At 38.1% G+C, this 24632-nt stretch carries 21 protein-coding genes; 10 read left to right on the plus strand and 11 right to left on the minus strand.

Going from position 1 to position 24632, the window contains the following annotated elements; translation table 11 throughout:
* The first annotated feature begins 25 nt into the window (after positions 1–25).
* The 4 genes from Q1K34_RS12365 to tsaB all read left to right on the plus strand — a co-directional run bounded on the left by Q1K34_RS12365 (position 26) and on the right by tsaB (position 4598).
* Positions 26–1144, plus strand: a complete 1119-nt coding sequence (locus tag Q1K34_RS12365) for an efflux RND transporter periplasmic adaptor subunit (protein WP_300439244.1) — start codon at positions 26–28, stop codon at positions 1142–1144.
* Between the two features lie 62 nt (positions 1145–1206).
* Complete coding sequence (locus Q1K34_RS12370; protein WP_300439247.1) at positions 1207–2643, plus strand: TolC family protein; 1437 nt, start codon at positions 1207–1209, stop codon at positions 2641–2643.
* A 4-nt stretch (positions 2644–2647) separates the two neighbouring features.
* Positions 2648–3928: an efflux RND transporter periplasmic adaptor subunit gene (locus Q1K34_RS12375; protein ID WP_300439250.1), complete on the plus strand. Its 1281-nt coding sequence runs from the start codon at positions 2648–2650 to the stop codon at positions 3926–3928.
* Positions 3929–3938: 10 nt separating this feature from the next.
* A complete protein-coding gene (gene tsaB / locus Q1K34_RS12380) occupies positions 3939–4598 on the plus strand; it encodes a tRNA (adenosine(37)-N6)-threonylcarbamoyltransferase complex dimerization subunit type 1 TsaB (RefSeq protein ID WP_300439253.1) in 660 nt (219 codons plus the stop codon).
* An 8-nt stretch (positions 4599–4606) separates the two neighbouring features.
* On the opposite strand, the gene Q1K34_RS12385 is transcribed toward tsaB, so the two are convergent.
* Positions 4607–5470 (minus strand): mechanosensitive ion channel domain-containing protein, encoded by an 864-nt coding sequence (locus Q1K34_RS12385; RefSeq protein ID WP_300439256.1) that lies wholly within the window; start codon positions 5468–5470, stop codon positions 4607–4609.
* 72 nt (positions 5471–5542) lie between these two features.
* Positions 5543–7591: a thioredoxin domain-containing protein gene (locus Q1K34_RS12390; RefSeq protein ID WP_300439257.1), complete on the minus strand. Its 2049-nt coding sequence runs from the start codon at positions 7589–7591 to the stop codon at positions 5543–5545.
* Positions 7592–7769: 178 nt separating this feature from the next.
* On the opposite strand from Q1K34_RS12390, the gene Q1K34_RS12395 reads away from it, so the two are divergent.
* Positions 7770–10040, plus strand: coding sequence for an inorganic phosphate transporter (locus tag Q1K34_RS12395; protein WP_300439260.1), 2271 nt, complete (start codon positions 7770–7772; stop codon positions 10038–10040).
* Between the two features lie 78 nt (positions 10041–10118).
* On the opposite strand, the gene Q1K34_RS12400 is transcribed toward Q1K34_RS12395, so the two are convergent.
* Entirely contained in the window at positions 10119–11033 is a 915-nt protein-coding gene (locus tag Q1K34_RS12400) for a NifU family protein (RefSeq protein ID WP_300439263.1), read from the minus strand.
* 61 nt (positions 11034–11094) lie between these two features.
* Between Q1K34_RS12400 and Q1K34_RS12405 the strand changes: the two genes are divergently transcribed.
* Positions 11095–12144 (plus strand): type IX secretion system membrane protein PorP/SprF, encoded by a 1050-nt coding sequence (locus Q1K34_RS12405; RefSeq protein ID WP_300439352.1) that lies wholly within the window; start codon positions 11095–11097, stop codon positions 12142–12144.
* Here Q1K34_RS12405 and murI read toward each other — a convergent pair.
* The 8 genes from murI to Q1K34_RS12445 form a co-directional block, all read right to left on the minus strand.
* Positions 12141–12935, minus strand: a complete 795-nt coding sequence (gene murI / locus Q1K34_RS12410) for a glutamate racemase (RefSeq protein ID WP_300439266.1) — start codon at positions 12933–12935, stop codon at positions 12141–12143. The two genes, Q1K34_RS12405 and murI, sit on opposite strands and share 4 nt — an antisense overlap.
* A 71-nt stretch (positions 12936–13006) precedes the next feature.
* Positions 13007–13516, minus strand: a complete 510-nt coding sequence (locus tag Q1K34_RS12415; protein WP_300439269.1) for an OmpH family outer membrane protein — start codon at positions 13514–13516, stop codon at positions 13007–13009.
* A gap of 38 nt (positions 13517–13554) precedes the next feature.
* A complete protein-coding gene (locus tag Q1K34_RS12420) occupies positions 13555–14364 on the minus strand; it encodes an OmpH family outer membrane protein (RefSeq protein WP_300439272.1) in 810 nt (269 codons plus the stop codon).
* Positions 14365–14395: 31 nt separating this feature from the next.
* The gene (locus Q1K34_RS12425) at positions 14396–17017 is read right to left on the minus strand and encodes a POTRA domain-containing protein (RefSeq protein WP_300439275.1); all 2622 of its coding nucleotides are present in this window, start codon (positions 17015–17017) and stop codon (positions 14396–14398) included.
* Positions 17018–17024: 7 nt separating this feature from the next.
* Complete coding sequence (locus Q1K34_RS12430; protein ID WP_300439278.1) at positions 17025–17765, minus strand: isoprenyl transferase; 741 nt, start codon at positions 17763–17765, stop codon at positions 17025–17027.
* On the minus strand, positions 17766–18464 hold the full coding sequence (locus Q1K34_RS12435; RefSeq protein WP_300439281.1) for a DUF6089 family protein: 699 nt from the start codon (positions 18462–18464) through the stop codon (positions 17766–17768).
* A gap of 100 nt (positions 18465–18564) precedes the next feature.
* On the minus strand, positions 18565–19449 hold the full coding sequence (locus Q1K34_RS12440) for an NAD kinase (RefSeq protein WP_300439283.1): 885 nt from the start codon (positions 19447–19449) through the stop codon (positions 18565–18567).
* A 3-nt stretch (positions 19450–19452) separates the two neighbouring features.
* Positions 19453–20109, minus strand: coding sequence for a CBS domain-containing protein (locus tag Q1K34_RS12445; protein WP_300439286.1), 657 nt, complete (start codon positions 20107–20109; stop codon positions 19453–19455).
* An 89-nt stretch (positions 20110–20198) separates the two neighbouring features.
* On the opposite strand from Q1K34_RS12445, the gene Q1K34_RS12450 reads away from it, so the two are divergent.
* From Q1K34_RS12450 to Q1K34_RS12465, 4 genes are all read left to right on the plus strand, one after another.
* The gene (locus Q1K34_RS12450; protein WP_300439289.1) at positions 20199–20912 is read left to right on the plus strand and encodes a pyridoxine 5'-phosphate synthase; all 714 of its coding nucleotides are present in this window, start codon (positions 20199–20201) and stop codon (positions 20910–20912) included.
* A complete protein-coding gene (locus tag Q1K34_RS12455) occupies positions 20913–21674 on the plus strand; it encodes an alpha/beta fold hydrolase (protein ID WP_300439292.1) in 762 nt (253 codons plus the stop codon). It abuts the gene before it with no gap.
* Between the two features lie 121 nt (positions 21675–21795).
* The gene (locus tag Q1K34_RS12460; protein WP_300439295.1) at positions 21796–23046 is read left to right on the plus strand and encodes an OmpP1/FadL family transporter; all 1251 of its coding nucleotides are present in this window, start codon (positions 21796–21798) and stop codon (positions 23044–23046) included.
* A 7-nt stretch (positions 23047–23053) separates the two neighbouring features.
* On the plus strand, positions 23054–24607 hold the full coding sequence (locus tag Q1K34_RS12465) for a G-D-S-L family lipolytic protein (protein ID WP_300439299.1): 1554 nt from the start codon (positions 23054–23056) through the stop codon (positions 24605–24607).
* Positions 24608–24632 lie beyond the last annotated feature (25 nt).

The raw sequence follows: 24632 nt of genomic DNA on the forward strand, positions 1-24632 counted from the left end.
AAGTAAATAGAAATACAATCAAAAAATGAAAAAATTTGTAACCATCGGAATTTTAGTGCTTATCGCCGTGACTTTTGTGGGCGCTTTGTATTATTTGTATCAAAAAAATCAGGAAGATCCTGTTGTGTATGAAACAGAGGAGCCAACCGAGCAAACCATCATCAAAAAAACAGTCGCTACGGGAAAAATCGTTCCTAAGGAAGAAGTACTCATCAAACCGAATATTTCAGGAATTATAGATGAAATATATATTGAAGCCGGAGATAAGATAAAAGCGGGAGATCTTATTGCTAAAATTAGGGTGATTCCAAATGTTTCTTCTCTACAAAGTGCAAAAGATGCCGTGGCAACTGCCAGGATAAATCTTGAAAATGAAAGAAAAGTTTTTGAGAGACAAAAAGAACTTTATGATAAGGGAGTGATCTCTGCCAACGACTTTGACGCAGCAGAAGTTAGCTTTAAAAGAGCCGAACAAAACTTTAAATCGGCGCAACAAAATTATGAGATTGTTCGTACCGGAACTACCAGCGGGATTGGAAGTGCGGCAAATACATTAATTAGATCTACCGTAGAAGGTATGGTGCTGGACGTTCCTGTGAAAACCGGGAATCAGGTAATCGAAAGTAATAACTTTAACGATGGTACCACCATTGCGACTCTGGCAGATGTAAATGAAATGATCTTTGAAGGAAAAGTAGACGAAAGTGAAGTTGGAAAAATTAAAGAGAACCTTCCGCTAGAAGTAACAGTAGGGGCGATTGAAAATAAATCTTTTGATGCGGTGCTGGATTATATCGCGCCAAAAGGAGTGGAAGAGAATGGCGCAATTCAATTTGAGATAAAAGGAACTTTAAATAAGGCCGATACTACTTTTATCCGTGCCGGCCTTAGTGCAAATGCTTCCATTATTCTCGCCAAAGCTGAAAATGTGCTTGCTATCAAGGAAGCTTTGGTTCAGTTTGATTCTGAAACAAAAGAGCCATTTGTAGAAATTATGACCGGAGATCAGGAATTTAATAAGCAGGAGGTGGAACTTGGCGTGAGTGACGGGATTAATGTAGAGGTGCTCAGCGGAGTGAAAAAAGGTGATAAGATCAAGGTTTGGAACCAACTAAAACCGGCTGGAAATATCGCTCAAAACTAGAAAAATAATTCCTCGTGTAACAACTTACACATTTTACATACATATCATACAGAATATCCATTATGAAGAATTTTAATTTAATAGCCATTCTTTTGCTTTTTTGCAGCAAGGTAAATGCTCAGGAAAAAGAATGGACACTACAGGAGTGCGTTAACTATGCTCTGGAAAACAACATACAGGTAAAACAATCTGAACTTGATCTTGAAGTTTCAGATATAGAAAAAAAGGATGCGATTGGGAACTTTATTCCGTCTGTCAATGCGCAGGCATCCAATTCATGGAACACGGGTTTAACTCAGAATGTTACGACGGGGATACTTCAAAATCAAACGGTACGTAACTTTTCTGCAGGTATAAGTGCCGGGTTAACACTCTTTGATGGTCTTAGAAACTTCAAACAATTACAGAGAGCTCGAATTTCCAGGTTATCCAATGAATATGCTTTGGATAAAATGAAGGACGATATAGCCCTTTTTGTAGCAGATTCTTATCTACAGGTTCTATTTAATAAACAAAGTCTGGAGGTGCTTCGTGCTCAGAATGAGGTAACCCAGGAGCAACTTGAAAGAACCCAGGACCTGGTTGAAGCAGGGGTTTTGCCTGAAGGGGATGTTTTGGAAATAAAGGCTACCATGGCCGATGAAAGACAACGAATGATCCTTGCTGAAAATCAAATTCAGATATCTTTAATAAGTCTTGCTCAAATTCTGGGAATTCAGGATTATCAGAATTTTGATATCGTAGACAGGGATTATGATGTTTTTGGAAATGAAATTCTGGAGAATACAGTTTATGATGTTATTGAGCGTGCAAAAGAAGAACGTTCAGAAATAAAGATTGCTGAGACAAATATGGAGCTTGCCGAAAAAGATGTTGAACTAGCAAAAGGAGCTTATTTGCCAACTTTAGGTGCATTCTTTAATTATAACACTCGTGAGACAGGACAGGGAAGAATTATCGGGGCAACATTAGATCCAGATGAGCCTACCAGGCAAATTGGGGTTGTTCAGGAGACAGAAGCTATTGTGATTGCGCCAAATACAATTCCTACTTTGGGAAGTCCGCTGCCATTTTTTGATCAGTTATATAGAAATGATGGAATAAGCTACGGAGTTCAGTTAAGCGTACCTATTCTGAATGGATTTGCGACCAGGAATCAGGTAAAAAGAAATGAGATAAACGTAAAACGTGCTGAATACCAGTTAGAGCAGGCTGAATTAGATCTTGAAGCAAATGTTTACCAGGCTTATACAGATGCCAGGGGAGCTTTTGAAGCTTATGAGGCCGCACTGGTTGCTTCTGAAGCTCAGGAAAAAGCATATGAATATGCTACAGAACGATATGATGTAGGCCTCACGAATGCTTTTGATTTTAGCCAGGCGAAAATTCGTTACGAAAACACACAAAGAGAAGCCTTGAGGGCGAAGTACGACTATATATTTAAATTAAAGGTTGTAGAATTGTATTTTGGGATTCCGGTGAGGGATTTAAAATTTTAATTAAATGAGTAAAAAGAAACTTTTCATCATTCTGGGCGTTGTAATTGCCTTGATCGTATTACTGGTAATTGGTAAAAAAGCCGGCTGGTTTGGTAAATCGGCGAATGTCAAGGAGGTGGAAATCACTGAAATTGAGCCTATAAATATTACTGAAACAGTTTCAGCTACCGGCAAAATTCAGCCTGAAGTTGAGGTGAAGCTTTCTTCAGAAGTTTCCGGGGAAATTATTGAATTACCTGTTGTAGAGGGCCAGGTTGTGGAAAAAGGTGATCTCCTGGTAAAGGTAAATCCGGATATTTATCAATCCAGCGTTCAAAGAGCACGTGCCAGTTATCAGAATGCCAGGGCCAATTATGCCCAGACACAGGCTAATTTGAAGCAGGCGGAAGCTAATTATACCCGGAATAAAACGCTGTTTGAGAAAGGCGTAATTTCAAAAGCGGAATGGGACCAGATAGTTTCTAATTATGAAATGGCAGAAGCCAATAAAGAATCTTCTTATTATAGTATGCAAAGTAGTGCTGCCACGGTTACCGAAGCTCAGGATAATTTAGGGAGAACAAATATCTATGCGCCCATGAGTGGAACCATCTCCAAACTTGACGCAGAACTGGGCGAAAGAGTCGTGGGTACTCAGCAAATGGCTGGAACCGAAATTCTACGTGTAGCCAATCTGGATAATATGGAAGTGGAGGTGGATGTGAATGAGAACGATATTGTAAAAGTTTCCGTTGGGGATTCAACGATTGTAGAAGTAGATGCTTATTTAGGTAAGGATTTTAAAGGTGTGGTAACAGAAATTTCCAATACCGCAGATAATGAACTTACTACAGATCAGGTAACGAATTTTAAGGTGAAGGTGAGAATTCTTAAAGAATCTTATCGTGACCTTATGGAAGGTAAATCTGAGAATTATTCTCCATTTAGACCTGGAATGACTGCCACGGTAGATATTATTACCAATAAAAGGATGGATGTGATCGGGATTCCTATTAGTGCGATCGTTATAAAAAGCGATACGACGGGCACCAAAAAATCTTTTGCGACAAAACCTTCCACGGAAGGAGATCAAAAATTTGAATGTGTATTCATAAAAGATGGTGGAAAAGCAAAACTGAGAGTGGTAAACACCGGAATTCAGGATGATTCACATATTGAAATCACCAGTGGGTTAAAAAAGGGCGACGTGGTAATTACTGGTCCTTATAGTACGGTGACCAAGAGCCTGGATTCGGGTGATGAAATTGAGGTGAAAAAAGAAGAAGTAGAAGAAGAAACTGATTAAAACCTAAATTGTGGCTATAATTTTATGTCTGGAAACAGCGACTACCAATTGTTCTGTTGGGGTGGCGAAAGAAGGGAAATTACTTTCATTAGTAGAGGATAACAGTAAAAATTATTCTCATGCTGAAAAACTGCATTTATTTATCAATGATGCTCTAAAGCAAGCCAATATTAGCATAAATGATCTGGATGCGATTGCTATTAGCAAAGGGCCTGGTTCCTATACCGGCTTAAGAATAGGTGTTTCTTCGGCGAAGGGACTTTGTTATTCTCTTGATATTCCGCTTATTTCAGTTCCAACGCTTGATCTTTTAGCGCATAAATTAAAAGCTAATTATGGAATAATCATTTCCATGCTGGATGCCAGAAGAATGGAAGTATATTCAGCCATCTACGATTCTGAAATGAAACAACTTGGAAAAACAGAAGCACAGGTGCTTACTGAAAGCTCCTTTACAGAATATCTTGAAAATTCTGAGGTTCACTTCATTGGAAACGGTGTGGCTAAATTTGAAGAAATCTGTGCTCATCCCAATGCTGTGTTTCATAAACAGGAATATCCTTCAGCCAAAGAAATGGCTGAGATAGCAGAATTGAAACATCAAAAAAGCGACACCGAAGATGTCGCTTATTTTGAGCCTTATTATTTAAAAGACTTTATGATAGGTTAAGAGGTTACTTATTCAGCCTTCTTTTCTCTAACCGTTCCTTTCATTTTCGTTTGGTCATATAAGTAAACATCTCGTTGAGGATAAGGAATCGTCATTCCGGCCTCTTCCAGTCTTATTTTACCTTCTTCAATCATATACCAGTGAAGATCCCAAAACACAGATAATTCAGCAAAATATCTAACAGAGAAGTTTACTGAATTGTCCCCAAGGGAATGTACAATAATTTGCGGTGCAGGATCTTTTATAACATTCTCCTGTTCCATTACCATGTTGGTAAGCACTTCCTTGGCCTTTTTGATATCATCGTCATAAGATATTCCGAAAGTAAGTGCTTCTTTTCTGGTATTATTGAAACTATAATTGGTGATATTGTCGTTGCTTAGTTCACCATTTGGGATTACTACTCGTTGGTTTCCAAATGTGTTAAGTTTCGTATAGAATAATGATATTTCTACAACGCTACCAGAAACTCCCTGGGCTTCTATCCAGTCACCAACTTTAAAAGGTTTTAAAACTATGATTAATACTCCTCCAGCTAGATTGGCTAAAGATCCCTGCAAGGCAAGGCCAATTGCTAAACCGGCGGCACCAATAGCAGCGACAAGGGAAGCACTTTCCACACCTAATTGGGTGATAACAAGTACAAAAAGAATGATCTTTAAGCCCCAGCTTGCAGCATTTACCGTGAACTGTTCAAGAGTGGGATCGTAATCCTTTTTTTCAAATAATTTTTTTAGGTATTTTACAATTAGCTTTATTACCCAAAGTCCAACAATAAGTAATATAATGGCTCCCACCAGAGTTGGTAAATAATCAATAAGTTTACTTCCATACTCTTTGGCAATATCGCCCCAGCTATCTAGCTTTTCCATAGATTTTATTTATTCATTTTTATTTAAGCCCCTATTGTAAAAAAAATGAACTTATTTCCTCTTTAAATTTTGTTAAACTTGGTTGATCAGGGCTAATGCCTCCTTTGCAGAAGTTACAGGGAGATTACAGGACCCAAGTTCACAAATATAGATCAGGTTTTTATCCCTGGCCAGGCGATTTTTCAAAAGATTCAAATTTGATTCAGATTTGGAACCTGCCATTACAATATTAGGTAAATATTCATTTTGAAATGTTTTTGCGAGATTCTTATAATCTTCACCGGTAATGGCTACTTCATAAAATGGGTTGGTAAAATTTAGCATTAGATCCAGCCAGTTGGAAAAGGATTGTGGATATTCCGGGATTTTTTGTAAGACCGTTTGGAGCATCTTTTCGGCTTTTTCAACATGCTTTAGATCGGCGGTTAACTTACCAAATCGAAAAAAGTTTTTGGCGATTTCTGAATTCGATGCTGCTATCACATTGTCATTGATTTCTATTGTTTTGGTGATAAGTTGCCGGTCTTTGTTGGAGGTAAACAAATAGAGTCCGGAAGTGGAATCCAGAAAATCTTCCTCTACAATTTTTATTAAATTTCTGGCTTGATTCAGATATTTTTCTTCAAAGCTGGTTTCATATAGATCCAAAAAGGCTGAAATACAGAAGGCATAATCTTCCAGATATCCATTGATGGAACTCTTACCGTTTTTATAAGTATGATAAAGTCTTCCGTCTTTCTGTAGTTGGTTCTCAAGGATGAATTCGGCGTTTTTCCTGGCGATTTCAAGATACTTCTGTTTTCCAAGTGCTCTGTAAGCTTCAGTAAAACCACTTAACATCATGGCATTCCATGAAGTAAGGGATTTGTCATCAAGACCGGGTTTCTCCCTTTTTGCTCTGGCTTTTTTCAGCTTGGAATGGCAACGCAATATTATATTTTTTAATTCTTCTTTTTTGATATGGAGGTCTTTAGCTAATTGATCCCTCGATTTAGTTCTGATCAATACATAATTATCAGCTTCCCATTTTCCGTAGGTATTAATGTTATAATAATCTGAAAATATCGGGAAATCATCACCTAGTAGAGAGCTTAATTCTTTCTTCGTCCACACATAATAAGCGCCTTCTTCTTTTTTTCCATTTTCATACTCACTGTCGGCATCCAAAGCTGAATAAAAAGCTCCAGAATTATCTGTCATTTCTTCGGAAATAAATTCGAGGCTGGTTTCCACAACTTCTTTGTACCATTCATTTCTAGTTATTTTATGGGCCTTGCTATAAAGTCGGACTAATTGGGCATTGTCATAAAGCATTTTTTCGAAATGGGGTACATGCCACTTTTCGTCTACCGAATATCTGGAGAAGCCACCGCCTATTGGATCAAAAATCCCACCCCAGGAAATCCTGTTTAAAGTATGAAGACAGTGATCCAGCAGTTTTTCATCGGAATATTGAAATGCATAACGAAGTAAGAACTCATAATTATTGGGCATCATGAATTTAGGTGATCTCTGATAGCCTCCATATTTAGAGTCGAAAGAGCTTTTAAATTTTTCTATCACCGGAATAAAGAAATCCCGATGCAGCTCATTAGTATCTTCCGAAGGTTCAATGATCTGAATCTGTTTTAATCCCTGTTCCAGTTTTTCAGCATATTCCAGCAATTTTTCCGGTTGGGATTTATATAAATGAGCTAGTTGCTTCAGGGCATCCCTCCATTGTTCCTTGCGAAAATAAGTTCCGCCCCAAACCGGACGGCCATCGGGTAGGGCTACAATATTCATAGGCCATCCGCCCTGACCTGTCATTATCTGAACGGCATTCATATACACCTGATCTACATCTGGCCGTTCCTCCCTATCTACCTTTATATTAATATAATGGGCATTCATCAATTTTGCTGCTGCTTCATCCTCAAAACTTTCATGTTCCATTACATGGCACCAATGGCATGCAGAATATCCCACGCTTATTAATAGCAATTTATCTTCCTTTTTTGCAGTCTCCAGGCTCTTGTTATTCCAGGCCTTCCAGTTCACAGGGTTATGGGCATGTTGCAATAAATAAGGGCTGCTTTCATGAATTAAGTCGTTAGTATATTTTTCCTGCTTGCTGTTCATATTAAAAAGGATTGAGGTGATTTTAGTTAAAAGGATACTGGAATGGATACCTTTAAAATTACTAATTAAATAAGAGAAGCTTAAATAAGTCTCATATTATTAATCTTTTAATAACTTTAAGCGATGATCCAGTGGAAGATGAAATTTGCACTTTTGCTGGTTAAGAACAGATCTATCTATGGAAGACATTTACCTGGTCATGTTAGTGGCTCTTTTAGCCCTTGCGATAACAGATTTAGTAGTTGGAGTAAGTAACGATGCTATTAACTTTTTGAACTCTGCGATTGGTTCGAGGGCAATTTCCATGCGTACCATTCTTATAGTAGCGAGTATAGGTGTTGCGGTTGGAGCAATATTTTCGAGTGGTTTAATGGAGGTCGCCAGGAAAGGGATTTTTATGCCTGGCCAATTCTATTTTGAAGAGATCATGATCATTTTTATGGCAGTGATGATTACAGATGTACTGCTTTTGGACTTTTTTAATTCCCTGGGACTGCCTACTTCTACAACCGTTTCTATTGTTTTTGAATTGTTAGGTGCCGCTGTTTGTATGGCTGTTATCAAGATTTATAAAGAAAGCAATGGTGATCTGGGCTTGCTTGAAAATTATATTAATACCGCAAAAGCGACAGAGATTATTATTGGGATCTTAATGGCAGTGGTCATCGCTTTTATAATAGGTGCCCTGGTTCAGTATATTTCACGGTTAGTATTTTCCTTTCATTTTGAGAAAAAAATGAAATACTTTGGGGCTGTTTTTGGCGGCTTATCCCTAACTGCAATTCTCTATTTTATAGTGATTAAAGGTCTCAAAAGCGTACCCTATATTTCTGAAGCTGCTATGGGGTATATAAATGCAAATACCTTAATTATCGTTCTTATTGGATTCTTAATTTTTACGGCGCTCTCACAACTTCTTATGAGTGTTTTTAGAATTAATATTCTAAAGGCCATTATTATAATAGGAACGTTTGCCTTAGCCCTTGCTTTTGCTGGAAATGATCTAGTTAATTTTATTGGGGTGCCTATTGCCGCCTGGCAATCTTATGATTTATGGCAAAGTGCCTATACAGCTACCGGTATATTACCTTCAGAATTTGCTATGACCGGACTTTCCGGAAGTGTACCTACACCCGAAATTTTACTTATAATAGCTGGCGGTATCATGGTAATAACATTATGGTTTTCAAGTAAGGCCAGATCTGTAGTAGATACCGGTATCAATTTGTCCAGACAGGGAGATGGAGTGGAACGTTTTGAACCAAACTGGTTGTCTCGAGGTATTGTGAGGTATTCCGTGCTTTTTGGAAATGCCTTTTCAACGATACTTCCTGAGAGAATGAAAAATAAAATAGATAATAAATTTGACAAACCGAATTTTCATTTAAAAAACAGGAGAATTGATGCGCCGGCATTTGATATGGTTCGTGCCTCGGTAAACCTCGTAGTAGCCAGTGTTTTGATCTCTATCGGGACCAACATGAAACTTCCGCTCTCTACTACTTATGTGACCTTTATGGTGGCTATGGGTACTTCTTTGGCAGATAGAGCATGGGATCGGGAAAGTGCGGTTTATAGGGTTGCGGGGGTGCTTAATGTAATAGGAGGTTGGTTTGTAACCGCGATTGTTGCATTCACTGCTGCGGCTTTATTTGGGGCGATCATATACTTTGGCGGCACCATAGCCCTGGCTATTTTAATTATTTTAGCGATAGTACTGGTAGTTCGGAGTGGAATTTTACATTCTAAACGGGCCAAAGAAGAAAAAACTAGAAAGAAATTTAAGAAAAGTGATATCATAACCATTAATGAGATTACTTCTGAAACTTCGGAAAATATCTCCAATGTTATTGGCGGTATTAATAAGATGTATTCCAGAACTGTGGACGAGTTAGGTTATTATGATCTGGGGAAACTGAAAAAGAATTATAAAAGAATTGAAAAGCTGGAAGCCCAGGTGGATGAACTTAAGGATAATATCTTCTATTTTATAAAATCTATAGACGATGATTCTGTAGAGGCCAGTAAATTCTATATCCTCACCCTGGATTATCTTCAGGATATGGTGCAATCTATTGGCTTTATTACCAGAAATAGTTATAACCATGTCCACAATAACCATAAGAACCTGAAATTTAATCAAATTCGTGATTTGAAGAAAGTGGATGATAAGATGCAGATTTTATTTGATGAGATCACCCAAACATTCGATAATCATGAATTTGGAAATATTAATAATTTGCTGGATGAGAAACAGGAGTTGATGAGTTATGTAAGTGAGTTGGTCCAGAAGCAAATTGAGAGAATTCGTACATCCGAATCCAGTCCAAAAAATACAAAATTGTATTTTGGGATCTTATTGGAAACTAAGGATCTTGTTGGATCTACAATGAACCTGCTTCAGTTGTTCCAGGAGTTCTATAACGAAGCAAGAACTACCACTTATTAAACGAAAAAATCCCTACCTAAAGAGATTTTTCGTTAAACTGAATTTTTTTTATGAAGCTGGGTTTTGAGGTAAAGGCAATTAACCATTTACAGCTTCCACGTAGTCTACTTTTCCTCTTAACATATCCCTTAGCATAGTTTCAATACCGCTTTTAAGGGTCATGGTGGAAGAAGGGCAGCCACTGCAGGCTCCCTGGAGAATAACCTTTACCGTTTTATTCTCCTCATTATAACTGTCGAAAAGTATATTCCCGCCATCACTTGCTACCGCAGGTTTTATATATTCATCCAGAATCGCTACAATTTGCTGAGAAGTATCATCCAGATCTTCAAACTCAGCAGGTTTATTTTCCTGCTCTGGAGAGGAGTTTTTCGAGGCTTCCACGGTTTCGGCATTTAGCACCTCATTGCCTTCTTCGATATAATTCTTTATAAATTCACGCAGTTCCATCGTGATTTCTTCCCATCCAGCTATATCGTACTTTTGAATTGAGACATAGTTCTCATCAATAAATACCTCTTTTACAAATGGGAAATGAAATAATTTCTGAACCAGTGGAGCATTTTTGGCATCATCTATATTTTTGAATTCCGCTGCCTGTAATACCAGCTTTTTATTGGCTACGAATTTCATTACCGCAGGATTTGGAGTGCTTTCAGCATAAACCGTTACTGGTACTTTTCCGGTTGAAGCTTTTACTTCTTTTATCACTTCGCCACCTTTGCTCAGGTAAGTCTCTATTTGCTCAGCAACTTCTTTTTCCACATCATCCCATTCCACAATATCATATTTTTCAATGGCAATAAAATTTTGCGCGATATAAACCGTTTTTACAAATGGCAGGTAAAATAATTGTTGCGCAAGAGGGGATCTGGACGCCTCATCAATATTTTTAAACTCAAAGTTCTCGTGGCGGGTAAGGAATTTATTGGCCTCGAATTTAACTATGGAAGGCGTCGTGGTTCTTACTATATTGATAGTGAAATCTTTCATCTCAAAAATTTTGACAAAAATACTAAAGAAAAATCAGCTAATACATATATTTACATCCTTTATGGGGAGGAATACTTATATCTTTGGATGTTTTTTAAAGCGTCCTGCCGTTCTAAAATATTTCTGGTTTTTAGTGTTGACTTTTTTTGTAAATCATACAACATTAAAGGCGCAGGAAATCATTCCTACCTACTCAGATTACCTTACAGATAATCTTTACCTCATCCATCCCTCCATGGCCGGTGCTTCTAATTATGATAAAATTAGATTAACCGCCAGGCAGCAGTGGTTTGACGTGGAGGATCCACCCAACTTACAAACCCTTGCTTATAATTCCCGGTTAAATGATAAAATTGGAGTTGGAGGTATCCTTTTTAGGGATGAAAACGGTAACTTTTCTAAACTGGGGGCCTATGCTACTTTTGCATATCATCTCATGTTTTCCCGAAGTACGGTAAATTTGAATCAATTATCATTTGGAATTAGCGCAGGGATAATTCAGCATAGCCTGGATATCAGCAATTTTAATAGGTTTGACCCCTTAATTGGTAATCAAAATTCAGACATTTTTGCAAATATGGATTTCGGGATCTCTTATTACGTGAGTGATTTATATTTTCATTTTGCGGCCAAAAACATCCTTTCAATAAGAAGGGAGCTTTTCTATTCAGATGCCGTTCCCAGTAATATGCGAAAATATCTTTTTTCTGCGGGATATGTGTTTACCCTCAATCCATACGACCCCTGGAGTTTTGAACCCTCAATTCTTTTACAGGCCAGGGAGGCTACCAGTGAAACAGCTTTAGATGTGAATGCAAAAGCTTATTATGAATTGGAAAATGGAAAACTATGGGGAGGTTTGTCTTACAGAAATAGTTTTGAAGGAGCTGAGTTTACCCAAAATGGGCAGGAAGTGGAAAATCAGCAATTAAGATATATCACTCCTTTTGTAGGGCTGAATTATAAGAAGTTTGTGTTCGGATATACCTACAGTTATCAGTTAAATTCCATTGTTTTGAGCAATGGTGGCTTTCATCAAATTACTCTGGGATATAATTTTGGAGAAAGCAGGAAGCGCTATAATTGTAACTGTCCGGCGATAAATAATTAGAAATCCATTTTAGCTACTTTGTAGCCATTCTTTTCAGCCTGAATAATCTGTGAAAGGACCTGCGGATTGATATTGCTATAAAATTCAGGGATTTTGCTTCCGCTTTTATCTGTATTTAATAAATTATTATTGAAAAGCACGGCCTTTGCTTGCTTCGCCACCGCCTCACCTGAATCTATGATTTCAACTTCCCGAGGAAGAATTTCATACAATGAAGGGATAAGATAAGGGTAATGACTGCATCCAAGCACCAGGTAATCTATTTTAGCCCTGATCATAGGAGCCAGCAATTTTTGCAGTAAATCTTTAGTTTCTGCAGCATCTTTTTTTCCACCTTCAATAAGTTCTACAAGACCATTTCCTTCTACCTCGATCACATGGATATCTTTAGTGTAAATTTCAGAAGTTTGGGCAAAAAGTTCGCTGGTAAGTGTTCCACGGGTGGCAAGAATACCAATAGCCTTGTTGGCACTTTTTAAAGCAGCGGGTTTAATAGCCGGTTCTATACCAATAAAAGGTATGTCGTAAGCAGAACGGAGAACTTTTATGGCATTGGTGGTAGCGGTATTACAGGCCACCACAATTAACTTGCAATCCATCTTCAGAAGCCTTTCAGTATTCTTTATGGATAAACCTATAATCTCCTCCTGGGTTTTTATACCGTAGGGTGCATTTGCACTATCAGATAAATAAATGGTTTTTTCCAGTGGTAGGAGCTGATGAATTTCCTGCCAGATAGATGTGCCGCCAACGCCGGAATCAAAAATACCAATAGGTCTGGGATCATTCATATAGCTACAAAAATAAAAACTGCGCACAAGTATGCACGCAGTTTTTTATTATTTATTGAAATAGGTGGAAATTACATTCCTAATTCTTTTTTCACGTCTGGCATTAGATTATAACCATCAGCAAGAAGTACTCCTGTTCCTGTAGTAGAATCCAATACATAATCGTATCCTTTAGCTCTGGCTACCTTTTGGATAGCAGTACGTACTTTTTCCAGGATAGGTCTAAGCAGGTCAGTCTCTTTTTTCTGAAGGTCCTGTCTTGCTTTAGCGCTATGCTCCTGAATTCTTCTTTGAGCAGCCTGAAGTTCTGTAGCTCTCTTCTGGTTCTCTTCTTCAGACTTTGTATTAGCTTCTGCTTCGTAACGCTGCATAGTGCTTTGAGCTTCAGATAACATATCTTTTATCTCTGCATCATAAGTCTTCTCTAATTTTTCAAGCTGATCCATGGCGCCTTTATATTCCGGTAAATCCTGTACCAGTTCCTGGGTGGCAATATGGGCAACTTTAGACTGTGCATTTGTAAAAGCCGTAGCGCCAATCATTAAAGCTAAAGCTATAAAAAGTGTTCTGAATTGTTTCATTGTAATCTTCGTTAAGTTTAATTTAAGGTTTAAAAAATTTAGTTTATTGTATCGTTTTTCTTTTCTCTGGACTTAAGGATTGAGTCTCGTTTTCTTTCTCTCTCTGCAAGTATTTGTGCTCTTCTTTCTTCAAATTCTTTTTGCCTTGCAGCTTTTAAAGAATCTCTTTCCCTTTTCTTTTGTTCAAGAATTGCTTCGCGTTCAGATTTTCTTTCTTCTACCAGCGCTTCTCTCTCAGTAATTTCTTTATCCTGTTCTACCGTCCTGTTTTCTTCCTGTTCGAACTCTTTGATCTCATCTTTGTTCTCCAATTGTTCGCGGTTGGCTGTACGCTTAATGGTTCTAAGCACAGTTTCACTTACATCGTATTGTTGGTCTGCATATATTATTCCAATATCTGCGGTACGGTCAAAAACAAAATCGAGATTTCTATTTTCAGCAATTTGTTGCACAGCGGTGAAAACCTGATCCTGAATTGGCCTTACCAATTGCTTTTTCTGAATCATATAATCCCCGTTAGGCCCAAACCTGTTTTGTTGATATTCTAATGCCTGCTGCTCCATATAAGCAATTTCTCCTTCACGTTCTTCAATTAGTTCCTTTGTTAGCAGCGCCCTTTCATTGTCCAACCTGGTTCTCATGTCTTTCACTTTTTGCATTTTAGCTTCAGCTTCCATTTTCCATTCCTGAACGCGGCTATCTAATTGCCTGCTTGCTTCCTGATATTCTGGTACGTTCTCAAGAATATATTCCATATCTATATAACCCAGCCTGATGCTTTTTTGCGCAGTGACCGATGAAAAGCCAAGCGCCGTGATTAATGCTATAAAGAATATTCTTTTTTTCATTTAAATCGAATATAGAAAATATCGTGCCAATCTAAAACTGCTGTCCGATTATAAAATGCGTTTCCCATCCATTTGGACCTTGCTGACCCACAATTTCGTCAAATCCATAACCAAAGTCAATACCTAATAACCCGAACGTTGGCATAAAAATTCGTAGCCCCACACCTGCAGATCTATTTAATTGAAACGGATTATAATCCCTAAAATTGTCATATGTAGCTCCTGCTTCTAAAAATGAAAGAGCATAAATGGAGGCTGCAGGTTTTAAAGTAATTGGAAAACGTAGCTCTAAAGAGTATTTGTTATAGATCACAGCTCCATCATCCCTTTCATCTACAGGTCTGTCTAAAGGAACAACAGATTGGTTCGGGTAACCTCTTAATTGTATAGTTTCTCTTCCATCTAAACTATAGGCACCTAATCCATCCCCTCCAAGGTAAAACCGTTCAAAAGGAGGCACTCCTCGTTCATTGTTATATGCCCCTAAGAAACCAAATTCGGCATGCGTTCTAAGTACCAGATTGCTACTAGGTCCAAAACTCGCTAAGGTCTCGTACCAGTCTCCATTCAGTTTAATTTTATAAAATTCCAGCCAGTTATATTTTTTCTGATCTACCTTTTCCTGGTCAGCTACAGAATTCTCTCGTGTAACCCGTTGTCCCTGCTCATTTATAAGGTTACCATCATCATCCCTTAACTGGAATTCATCGAGGTTTTCAAGATTTCCATAATCCACCCCGTTCCATAAAGAGTAAGGAGGAGTTAGTTTGGCGGTAAAGGCAAATTTGGAACCTACGGTTGGAAATATTGGGTTTACACCAGTATTGTCCCTGGTAATCCCAAGCTGATAATAGAGGTTGTTGGAATGACCATTACCAAAAGTGAATAACCCGGTATTATAATTATTAAGGTTATATCTCTGGAAGCCGACAAGATTAGAGATTGTGGCATATTGATCTGGCTCTTTTAAACGTTTGGCCAAACCTATACTTACACCTAAAATATCAAAGCTTCTGGATTTATCGGCTTCCCTTTCAATATAATCAAATAAAAACTGCCTGGTATAACTAAAAGAAGTAGAAAGGCTTACCGGTCTTTTCCCACCTAGCCATGGCTCTCTGAAAGAAAGACTGTAAGTTTGGTAGAACGTGCTGGCCTGAGCCCTTAAGGATAAGGTTTGCCCATCTCCCATAGGGATTGGCTTGTAAGCATCCTTATCAAAAAGCCCTTGGATAGAAAAGTTATTAAAGGAAAGACCCAGGGTTCCTATAAAACCTCCGCCACCATAACCTCCCTGGAGTTCGATCTGGCTGGCACCGGCCTCAACCACCTGATATTCCAGGCTTAAAGTTCCTTCTCTGGGATCTGGATCTACAAATTCTGGATTTAGTTGCTCTGCATCAAAAAATCCAAGGGCACCTAATTCCCGAACAGTGGCTACCACAGCTTCCTGACTGTATTTCTGGCCAGGTTTCGTTCTTAACTCACGATAGATTACATGATCTTTGGTTTTATCGTTTCCAGTTACACGAATTTCATCAAAAAAGGCTTCTTTTCCTTCAATGATCCTTACTTCAAAATCTATAGTATCATTATAAACATTTGTTTCTACGAGATCGATGTTAGAAAATAAATATCCATTATTCTGATAGAGGTTAGACACTGATGTTTTATTTGGTTCTCTTCCCTGAATCCTTTCATCTATAAGAACACCGTTATAAACATCTCCTTTCTCAAGGCCAAGAACTCTGCCCAGCTGCTCATCTGTATAGGCTGAATTTCCTAAAAAATTAATATTTCCAATATAATATTGATTCCCTTCCTCCAGTTCTATCTTCAATGCGATGTTTTCATCATCTATTTTTAATAGCGTGTCTGAAATTATTCTGGCATCCCTATATCCTTCTTCTTTATATTTATCGATTATTGAAGTTTTATCTTCCTGGTAATCTGCTCTCACAAATTTTGATCGCTTCCAGAATCTGAAGAAATTCTTCTGCTTCGTGTTCTTCATGTTGCGTTTTAGTTTCGCATCAGAAAGCTTTTCATTACCAACAAAATCAATATCTGTGATCTTAACACGGTCTCCCTGATCTATGTCTACAACCATATTCACTTTATTTGAATTGGTGGTATCCACTACTTCAGAAGTCCTTATATCTACTTCAGTATTAAAATATCCTTCTTTTTTATATTTATTCTGAATATAGTTTTGAGTAGTTGTGATAAAGTTTTCGGTTACTTTAACCCCAGGCTTAAGATTATTTTCGTCTATAAGATCTTCTCTTTCACTTTTTTTCTTGATACCGGCGAATTTAACCTGATTCAAAACAGGCACTTCCTTTATCTCCAGTTCAAGATCTGCAACATTGCCTTCTACATTCGTAATATAGAAATTGATGTCGCTAAAAAGATCGAGTTTCCAAAGCTTGTTAATTACATCACGTAACTTCTCGCCGGGAATAAAAATTTCTTCTCCTTTTTTTAAGCCGGTATATGCAATTACCGTTTTCTCATTGTAAGTAGTAGTACCGGTAACCTTAATATCTCCAATGGTATATTTTTTAGAATCGCCAAGGGGTAGGTCTTGTGCTTGGGCAGCTATGCTGAATATGAAAAAAAATGCAAAAAGTGTAAAAATCTTCTTCGTCATGAATGCACTAACTGAGTTGCTCACTTGTTTTTCCAAATCTTCTTTCTCTGTTTTGATAGTTGTATATGGCTTCATAGAGATCTTCCCTTCGGTAGTCCGGCCATAAGATTTTCGTAAAATACAATTCTGCATAAGCAATCTGCCATAACAGGAAGTTGCTTATGCGTTGTTCACCACTGGTGCGGATTAAAAGATCCACATCTGGTAAATTTCGGGTGTAAAGATGCTCATTTATAACTGATTCATCAATAGCATTTTCAGATAATTCTCCACTTTTAACCTTCGTTGCGATTTGCGTTATGCAACTGGTGATTTCCTCGCGACTCCCGTAACTTAATGCCAGGGTTAAGGTCATATGGGTATTATCTGCAGTTTTTTTAATCACATCCAGTAATTCCTGTCTGGCTTTCTTTGGAAGGCTGGCTATATTGCCTATGCAATTAAGCTTAATGTTGTTCTCCTTTAAAGTTTTTATTTCTTTTTTCAGGGAGGAAACAAGAAGTTTCATTAAAGTATCCACCTCAAGTTTTGGTCTGTTCCAATTTTCCGTAGAAAATGCATAGAGCGTTAGATTTTTCACTCCAATTTCTGCACAGCCTTCAACAATATCCCTTACTGCTTTGGTGCCTTCTTTATGCCCTGAAGCCCTAAGGAAACCTTTTTGTTTAGCCCAACGACCATTACCATCCATTATGATGGCGATATGTGCGGGTAACTTATTAAGGTTTAAATTGTCTCTATATTTCATTTAAAAGCAATAACATGGCCTTCGCCCAAATGTAAATGTGAATGTTATACCGGTAAAAACATACCAGTCATCTGTATTTCTATTTCCAAATTCAGCGGCTGGCTCTCTTCTGCCTAATAATTCCTCAGGCCAGCTACCGTCTAAATTGTCACTAAAGGTATATCTTGCACCAATTTCTATGGCTCCAATAATGTGCTCTGTTACTGCCTCTTTATACCCCATCACCATGGGAATTGCAAATTCCCAATTGGTGCCTTCATTTACTAAATTATTGGCCCTCCCGTTCTTAAGCCAAAGATGATCTGCCCTAAAATACGTGATACCCGTATATAAATAGGGAGTGCTTTGAGGCAAGGGTTCGCTAAGGTCAAAATCAAAAAAATTAAATTCCAGTCCTAAGGAAGCTTCGGCAATAGTATTTTCGAAAGAATAACCTCGTTGTTGTCTCCTTGTGTCGTTAGATTTTTCATCATCTGCAGCAATTTCTGCGTAAAGAAGACTTAATCTTAATGCATGCCTCGAGCTTCTGTTCCATTTGGCAATTAAACCTCCCACGGGTGTATTCGGGAGGATATAATTGGTTTTTCCCACATCTCCAATAAAATTTGCGCCGCCGGCAAAGGCCCCTATCTCAAATCTTTGAGCGTAGGAATTGATCGATAAAAATGCCATTACCACAAATGCGATTAGGTACCTCATAGGTTTTCAAAAGTTTGCAAATATAACAATTCTGCTCGCTCTGCAATAATTTGAACAGATTTGTACATACGTATAAACAGTTTTTGAAAGTTTTTATTGCTTAATTACGTTTGTCCTCACCCCAGAGTAATTTTTTTCTGAGCGTGTTTAAGAAACTATCTTCCTGTAATTCCACAAAATTTATAGTGTAAGGGGCCTTTTTTATAATGATCTCGGTATCGTTTTGCAGGGTAGCGATTCTGGAATCCATAGAGACTAAATGTTCTTTTCCCCTACCAGAGACTTTTAGCTTTATACTGGTGTGGTCCCTTATAACTAGAGGTCTTGCGTTTAAATTATGAGGGGCAATGGGAGTGATCACCAGCGAATCTGCATCTGGGGTAATTACCGGACCACCGCAACTTAAAGAGTAGCCTGTAGATCCTGTGGGTGTGGAAATAATTAATCCATCGGCCCAATAAGAAGTGAGGTATTGATCATCCAGCCAGGTATCTACGGTAATCATGGAAGTGGTGTTTTTTCTGCTAACCGCAATTTCATTTAATGCGATATGGGAAAATACCGGGTCATGATTTTTAGGATTGGTTTGCATTGTTAAAACCGATCGCGGGGAAAGGCTGAACTTTTTTTCTAAAATTTCTCCTAAAGTGCTTTCTATTTGCTCTTTCTGAATAGTTGCCAGAAACCCGAGCCTTCCCGTATTAATTCCAACAATGGGAATATCCAGATTCCGAATATAATTGATGGATTTTAAGATAGTTCCATCGCCACCAATACAAAAGAAAAGGTCAAACGAGTTGTCCAGCTCTTCAAATGCACTAAAGTGTTTATAATCCTTTTCAATTCTGTTATTGCTATGAATAAGTTTAAGAAAATCTTCTTCAATAAAAACTTCGATGTTCTTTTGATCCAGCAATTCTAGAAGCTGGCCAATATATTGAGCTGCATTGGTGTGATAAAACTGACCGTAAATGCCTATTTTCATAAATTATATATTCAGGTATTTATCCAGGTATTTTGAACGATCTTTCAGGTTTTTGTTGAAGGCGTCTTCCTGGTGTTCTGAAATTATAAGATAGCCATATCTCCTAAATGACTGTATGATCTCGTTCATGCCCGAAGGAGTAATTTTTAATGTGATCTCGGCCATATCATTTTCTATTTTAGAGACAAAAGCCCCTAAAAGGTGCGCATTGTTTGATTCTACTATTTGGCTTACCTCACCAAAGGTATAATCTTTAAAAGCTTTTTCAATAACGAGGATATTACCGGGTTCGTGGAGAAAAGGAGTTTCTTTAAAAAGAGAAATCATCTCATTTAATTCAACATAGCCTAAATACGAGTTGTCTTCATCTAATACCGGTAGAATATTAGAGTTGTTTTGCGCAAAGGTTTCCAGGCTGTCTAACCAGTAATTTCCTTCCTTCACAAAAAAGCCTTCCAGGGCATAACGATACTCATCTAAAGATTTATCATTATCAAAACATCTTACGTCATTTTCTGAGATGCATCCAATATAAGTCCCTTCACTCTCTACGGGGAGGTGTGTAAAGGTTAACTGGTTAAAAAGCTTCTGAACATCACCAATTTTCTCGGTGAGATTGATGATCCCAACATCATTTAATATGTATTCTTTCAAACTCATTTTATCAAATCCTTTTATGCAAATTAATTAAAATAAAATTCATTGAAGCAGACTGCACTTTGTATTTTTGTTAATAAAACGAGCTAATAATGACGAAATTAAGCGTAAATATTAATAAGATCGCCACTTTAAGAAATGCCCGTGGTGGAAATATGCCCAATGTTTTAGAAGCTGCCAGGAATATAGAATCTTTTGGTGCTGAAGGCATTACAGTCCATCCCCGGCCAGACGAAAGGCATATACGTTATGCCGATGCCCGGGAGCTAAAACCTGTTCTTGCTACGGAATTTAACATTGAGGGAAAACCAATTCAACAATTTATAGATTTGGTAATGGAGGTAAAGCCTGCCCAGGTTACCCTGGTTCCAGATGCAGAAGATGCCATCACTTCAAATGCGGGGTGGAACACCATAAAACATCTTGATTATTTAAAAGAAGTTATTGCTGAATTCAATTCAAAAGGGATACGTACTTCCATTTTTGTAGATCCGGTTCAGGAAATGATTGAAGGAGCTGCCAAAACCGGTACCAATAGAATAGAATTATATACCGAAGCTTTTGCTGTAGATTACGAGAAAGGAAATCCATATGCGGCCAAACCGTATACTGAATGTGCCGAATTAGCCCATAGGCTTGGCCTGGGTATAAATGCCGGCCACGATCTCTCATTACAGAACATCCGGTTCTTTAAAGAAAATGTTCCCTATCTGGATGAGGTTTCAATTGGGCATGCTTTGATTTCAGAAGCACTTTATCTAGGTTTGGAAAAAACGATTCAGCAATATTTAAATTTATTGAAATAAATGAAATTACATTCATTAATATTAGGAGAAGGGAAGCCGCTATTGATCCTCCACGGATTTTTGGGTATGAGTGATAACTGGAAAACTTTAGGAAAGAAATTTGCCGATGATGGTTTCCAGGTTCATCTTATAGATCAAAGAAACCATGGGAAAAGTCCGCATAGTGATGAATTTTCTTATGAGTTAATGGCTAATGATATTGTAGAATACTGCGAACAGAACGATTTGGATGATATTACTGTAATTGGCCATTCTATGGGTGGGAAAACAGCTATGTTGCTGGCTTGCGAGAATGAGGCGCTGGTGAAGAAATTAATTGTAGTAGATATAGCGCCCAAATATTATGCCCCGCATCATCAGCAAATATTAAAAGGACTAACGGCTCTGGACGAAGCCCGGCTTACTTCCAGGGGAGATGCTGAAGACTTTTTAAAAGAATATATATCTGAAACCGGTGTTAGGCTCTTTCTTCTGAAGAATCTCTATTGGAAAACTAAAAAACAACTCTCGTTAAGGATGAACCTGGATGCCTTAAAGGCAAATATCGAACAGATTGGGAGGGCACTTCCTCAGGATGCCGTTTATAAAAAACCAGTTCTGTTTATCAAAGGGGAACTTTCAAATTATATAGGAGAAGAAGAGGAAGACCTAATAAAAAAGCATTTTCCGAAAGCTGAAATAGAACCTATTCAGAATGCAGGGCATTGGGTTCATGCTGAAAAAATGGAAGAATTCTATCGTACTGTAATTCAATTTGTTTAAAATCTTTCTAAATTTATTATGTATGCATAATAAATATGGATGAAATGTTGCGGAAAATCTATTTTGTGCTATTTTTGAAACGAGATTTTTTAGACATGTTAAATAAAATCATACAATGATTATGAAAAAATTATTTTTACTTGGCCTGTTAATCCTGGCCGGCGCCACTACTTATGCCGGAGGTTACAGGGTAAGTCTACAGGGTCAACGAGGACTGGCAATGGGGCATACGGGTGTTGCCGTTATAAACAATGCGGAATTGGCCTTTTTTAATCCTGCCGGACTGGTATTTCTTGAAAGCAAGATCAATGCTGCTGTTGGGGTGAGCGCTGTATTCTCTGATGTAGTATGGCAAAATGAAGAGTTTGGGCAAAGTGCCAGGACAGATAGCCCGGTGGGAACACCTTTCTATGCTTATTTTTCTTATAAATTAAATGATAGATTTAGCGTAGGGCTTGCTGCTTATACTCCTTATGGGAGTTCAGTGGAGTGGGAAAAGGACTGGGCTGGATCACACCTGGTAAACGATATTGAATTGTCTGCCATTTACGTGCAGGCGTTAGCTTCTTATAAAATAACAGATAATCTTGCTGTAGGTGGTGGGCCTATCTATGTGAGCGGTTCAGTAAATTTCAACAGAAATCTAAACAGAACACTTACAGATCTTGAAGGGAACCGTTCTAATGTGACCATCGATGCTTCTGGTGTTAGTGCATTTGGATGGTCTGCCGGAGTAATGTGGAGCCCGATAGATAGCTTAAATATTGGGGTGAATTACCGTTCAGAAATCCTTGTGGAAGCTGAAGATGGAGATGCAGATTTTGAAAATATTCCTAATTCTCCTTTAACTCCGTTTGAAGATACTCGATTTGATGCTACTTTACCTCTTCCGGCAGAACTTACTGTTGGAGCATCTTATCAATTAAACGAACAATGGTTATTTGCTTTTGATTATAACAGGACTTTCTGGGGAGTATATGAATCCCTTGATGTAGATTTTGCAAATCCTAATATTCCAGATTCAACCAATCCAAGGGAATATGAAGATTCTTCTATTTATAGGTTTGGCCTGCAATATACTGCCAATGAAATGTTTACTTTAAGAGCAGGTTATTATTTTGATGAATCACCGGTGCAATCAGGATATTTTGCTCCTGAAACTCCTAGAAACGATTCCAATAATTTCACCGGAGGTCTTTCAGTAAACGTAACCGATAAGGTGGCAATTGATGCTTCTTTCCTATATAGTAAATTTAAAGAGATCGATGAGTCTTACGATTTCTATCAGGAGAACGGTCAAAATGTTCCGTTCGAAGGGACTTATAAATCCAGTGCCTTTGTACCAGGTCTAGGTGTAACAATTAAAATATAAATTGACGATGAAAAACTATTTTAAATATATAGCTATTCTTGCTTTAGGGGTTGTTTCCTGCGAGCCGGAATTAGAAAACCCAATTGAAGACGGCGAAGTTTATAGTAATGGAGAGGCAGATTTTTCTAACTATGTAGCTCTTGGGAATTCCTTAACTGCAGGTTATGCCGATGGAGCTCTTTATATAACCGGGCAACAAAATTCATATCCTAATATTCTAGCAGAAAAATTTGCACTTGTACAGGATACAGAAGACTTCACTCAGCCTTTAGTCAGTGATAATACCGGTGGTTTATTGTTAGGTGGTACTCAAATTGCCGAAAATAGATTTGTACTTGCAGGGGAGTCTCTCGCTACGGCCAGACCTGCCAGATATACAGGTGCAGCGCCTACTACAGATGTAACGAAAAAATTAACAGACGGTCCTTTTAATAATATGGGAGTGCCGGGAGCTAAATCTTATCATTTGCTTGCTCCGGGATACGGAAGTGTTGCAGGCGTGGCCACGGGTGCAGCGAATCCATATTTTGCCAGATTTGCTTCTGCCGAAAATGCAACTGTGCTAGCTGATGCAGCAGCCCAAAATCCAACTTTTTTTACTCTATGGATTGGTAATAATGATGTTCTAAGTTTTGCTACTTCAGGTGGAGCAGGAGTGTATCAACAAAATGTAACCGATTTTACCCAGTATGGCCCAAATGATATTACAGATCCAAATGCCTTTGCATTTGTTTATAACGCTTTAGTTAGTCAGTTGGCCGGAGGTGAAAATGGAGCAGAAGGAGTATTGATCAATATTCCGAATGTAGCTGATATTCCATTCTTTCAGGTAGTACCTACGAACGCAATTCCTCTGGATGCCGCGACTGCAGGTGCTTTAAATGCTCAATTTGGAGCTTACAATACGCAAATATTGCCAGGTTTGGTGCAGGCAGGGGTAATTACTGAAGCAGAAGCTAATAGCAGAAAAATAATTTTTGCTGAAGGAACTCAAAATTTTGTAACCCTGACTGATGAAGATTTAACGAATGTTTCCGGAATTTTACAACAGCCTCCTTTTAATTTAGATGCTCAAACAGCCGGACTCTTGGGACAGTTAAGGCAGGCTACAACTTCAGATCTTATCCCTTTAACTTCAGCTGGATTTATTGGAACTACGGTAAATAATAATCCTATGTTAGTCAATGGGGTTTCAGTTCCGTTGGGAGATCAACACGTACTAACTTCTTCTGAACAGCAATTGGTGGCTCAGGTGACTGCACAGTACAACGGTGCGATATCGGCTATTGCGCAGGAATTCTCTTTAGGTTTAGTGGATGCAAATTCATTGTTAAGTCAAATAGATTCAGAGGGTGGTCTCGTTTATCAGGGAGTGCCAATTACTTCGCAATTTGTTACCGGAGGAGCTTTTTCTTTGGATGGCGTACATTTAACTCCTCGTGGATATGCGGTAATTGCTAATGAGATTGTAAAAGAGATCAATGCAACCTACGGTTCGAATGTACCAGCAGTAGACGTGGGAAGTTATGGAACGGTAACTTTAAACAATAACGTGCAGTAATATTAAATTTGATATAAAATTTAAA

This window comes from Christiangramia sp., from assembly GCF_029937855.1.
Taxonomy (GTDB): domain Bacteria; phylum Bacteroidota; class Bacteroidia; order Flavobacteriales; family Flavobacteriaceae; genus Christiangramia.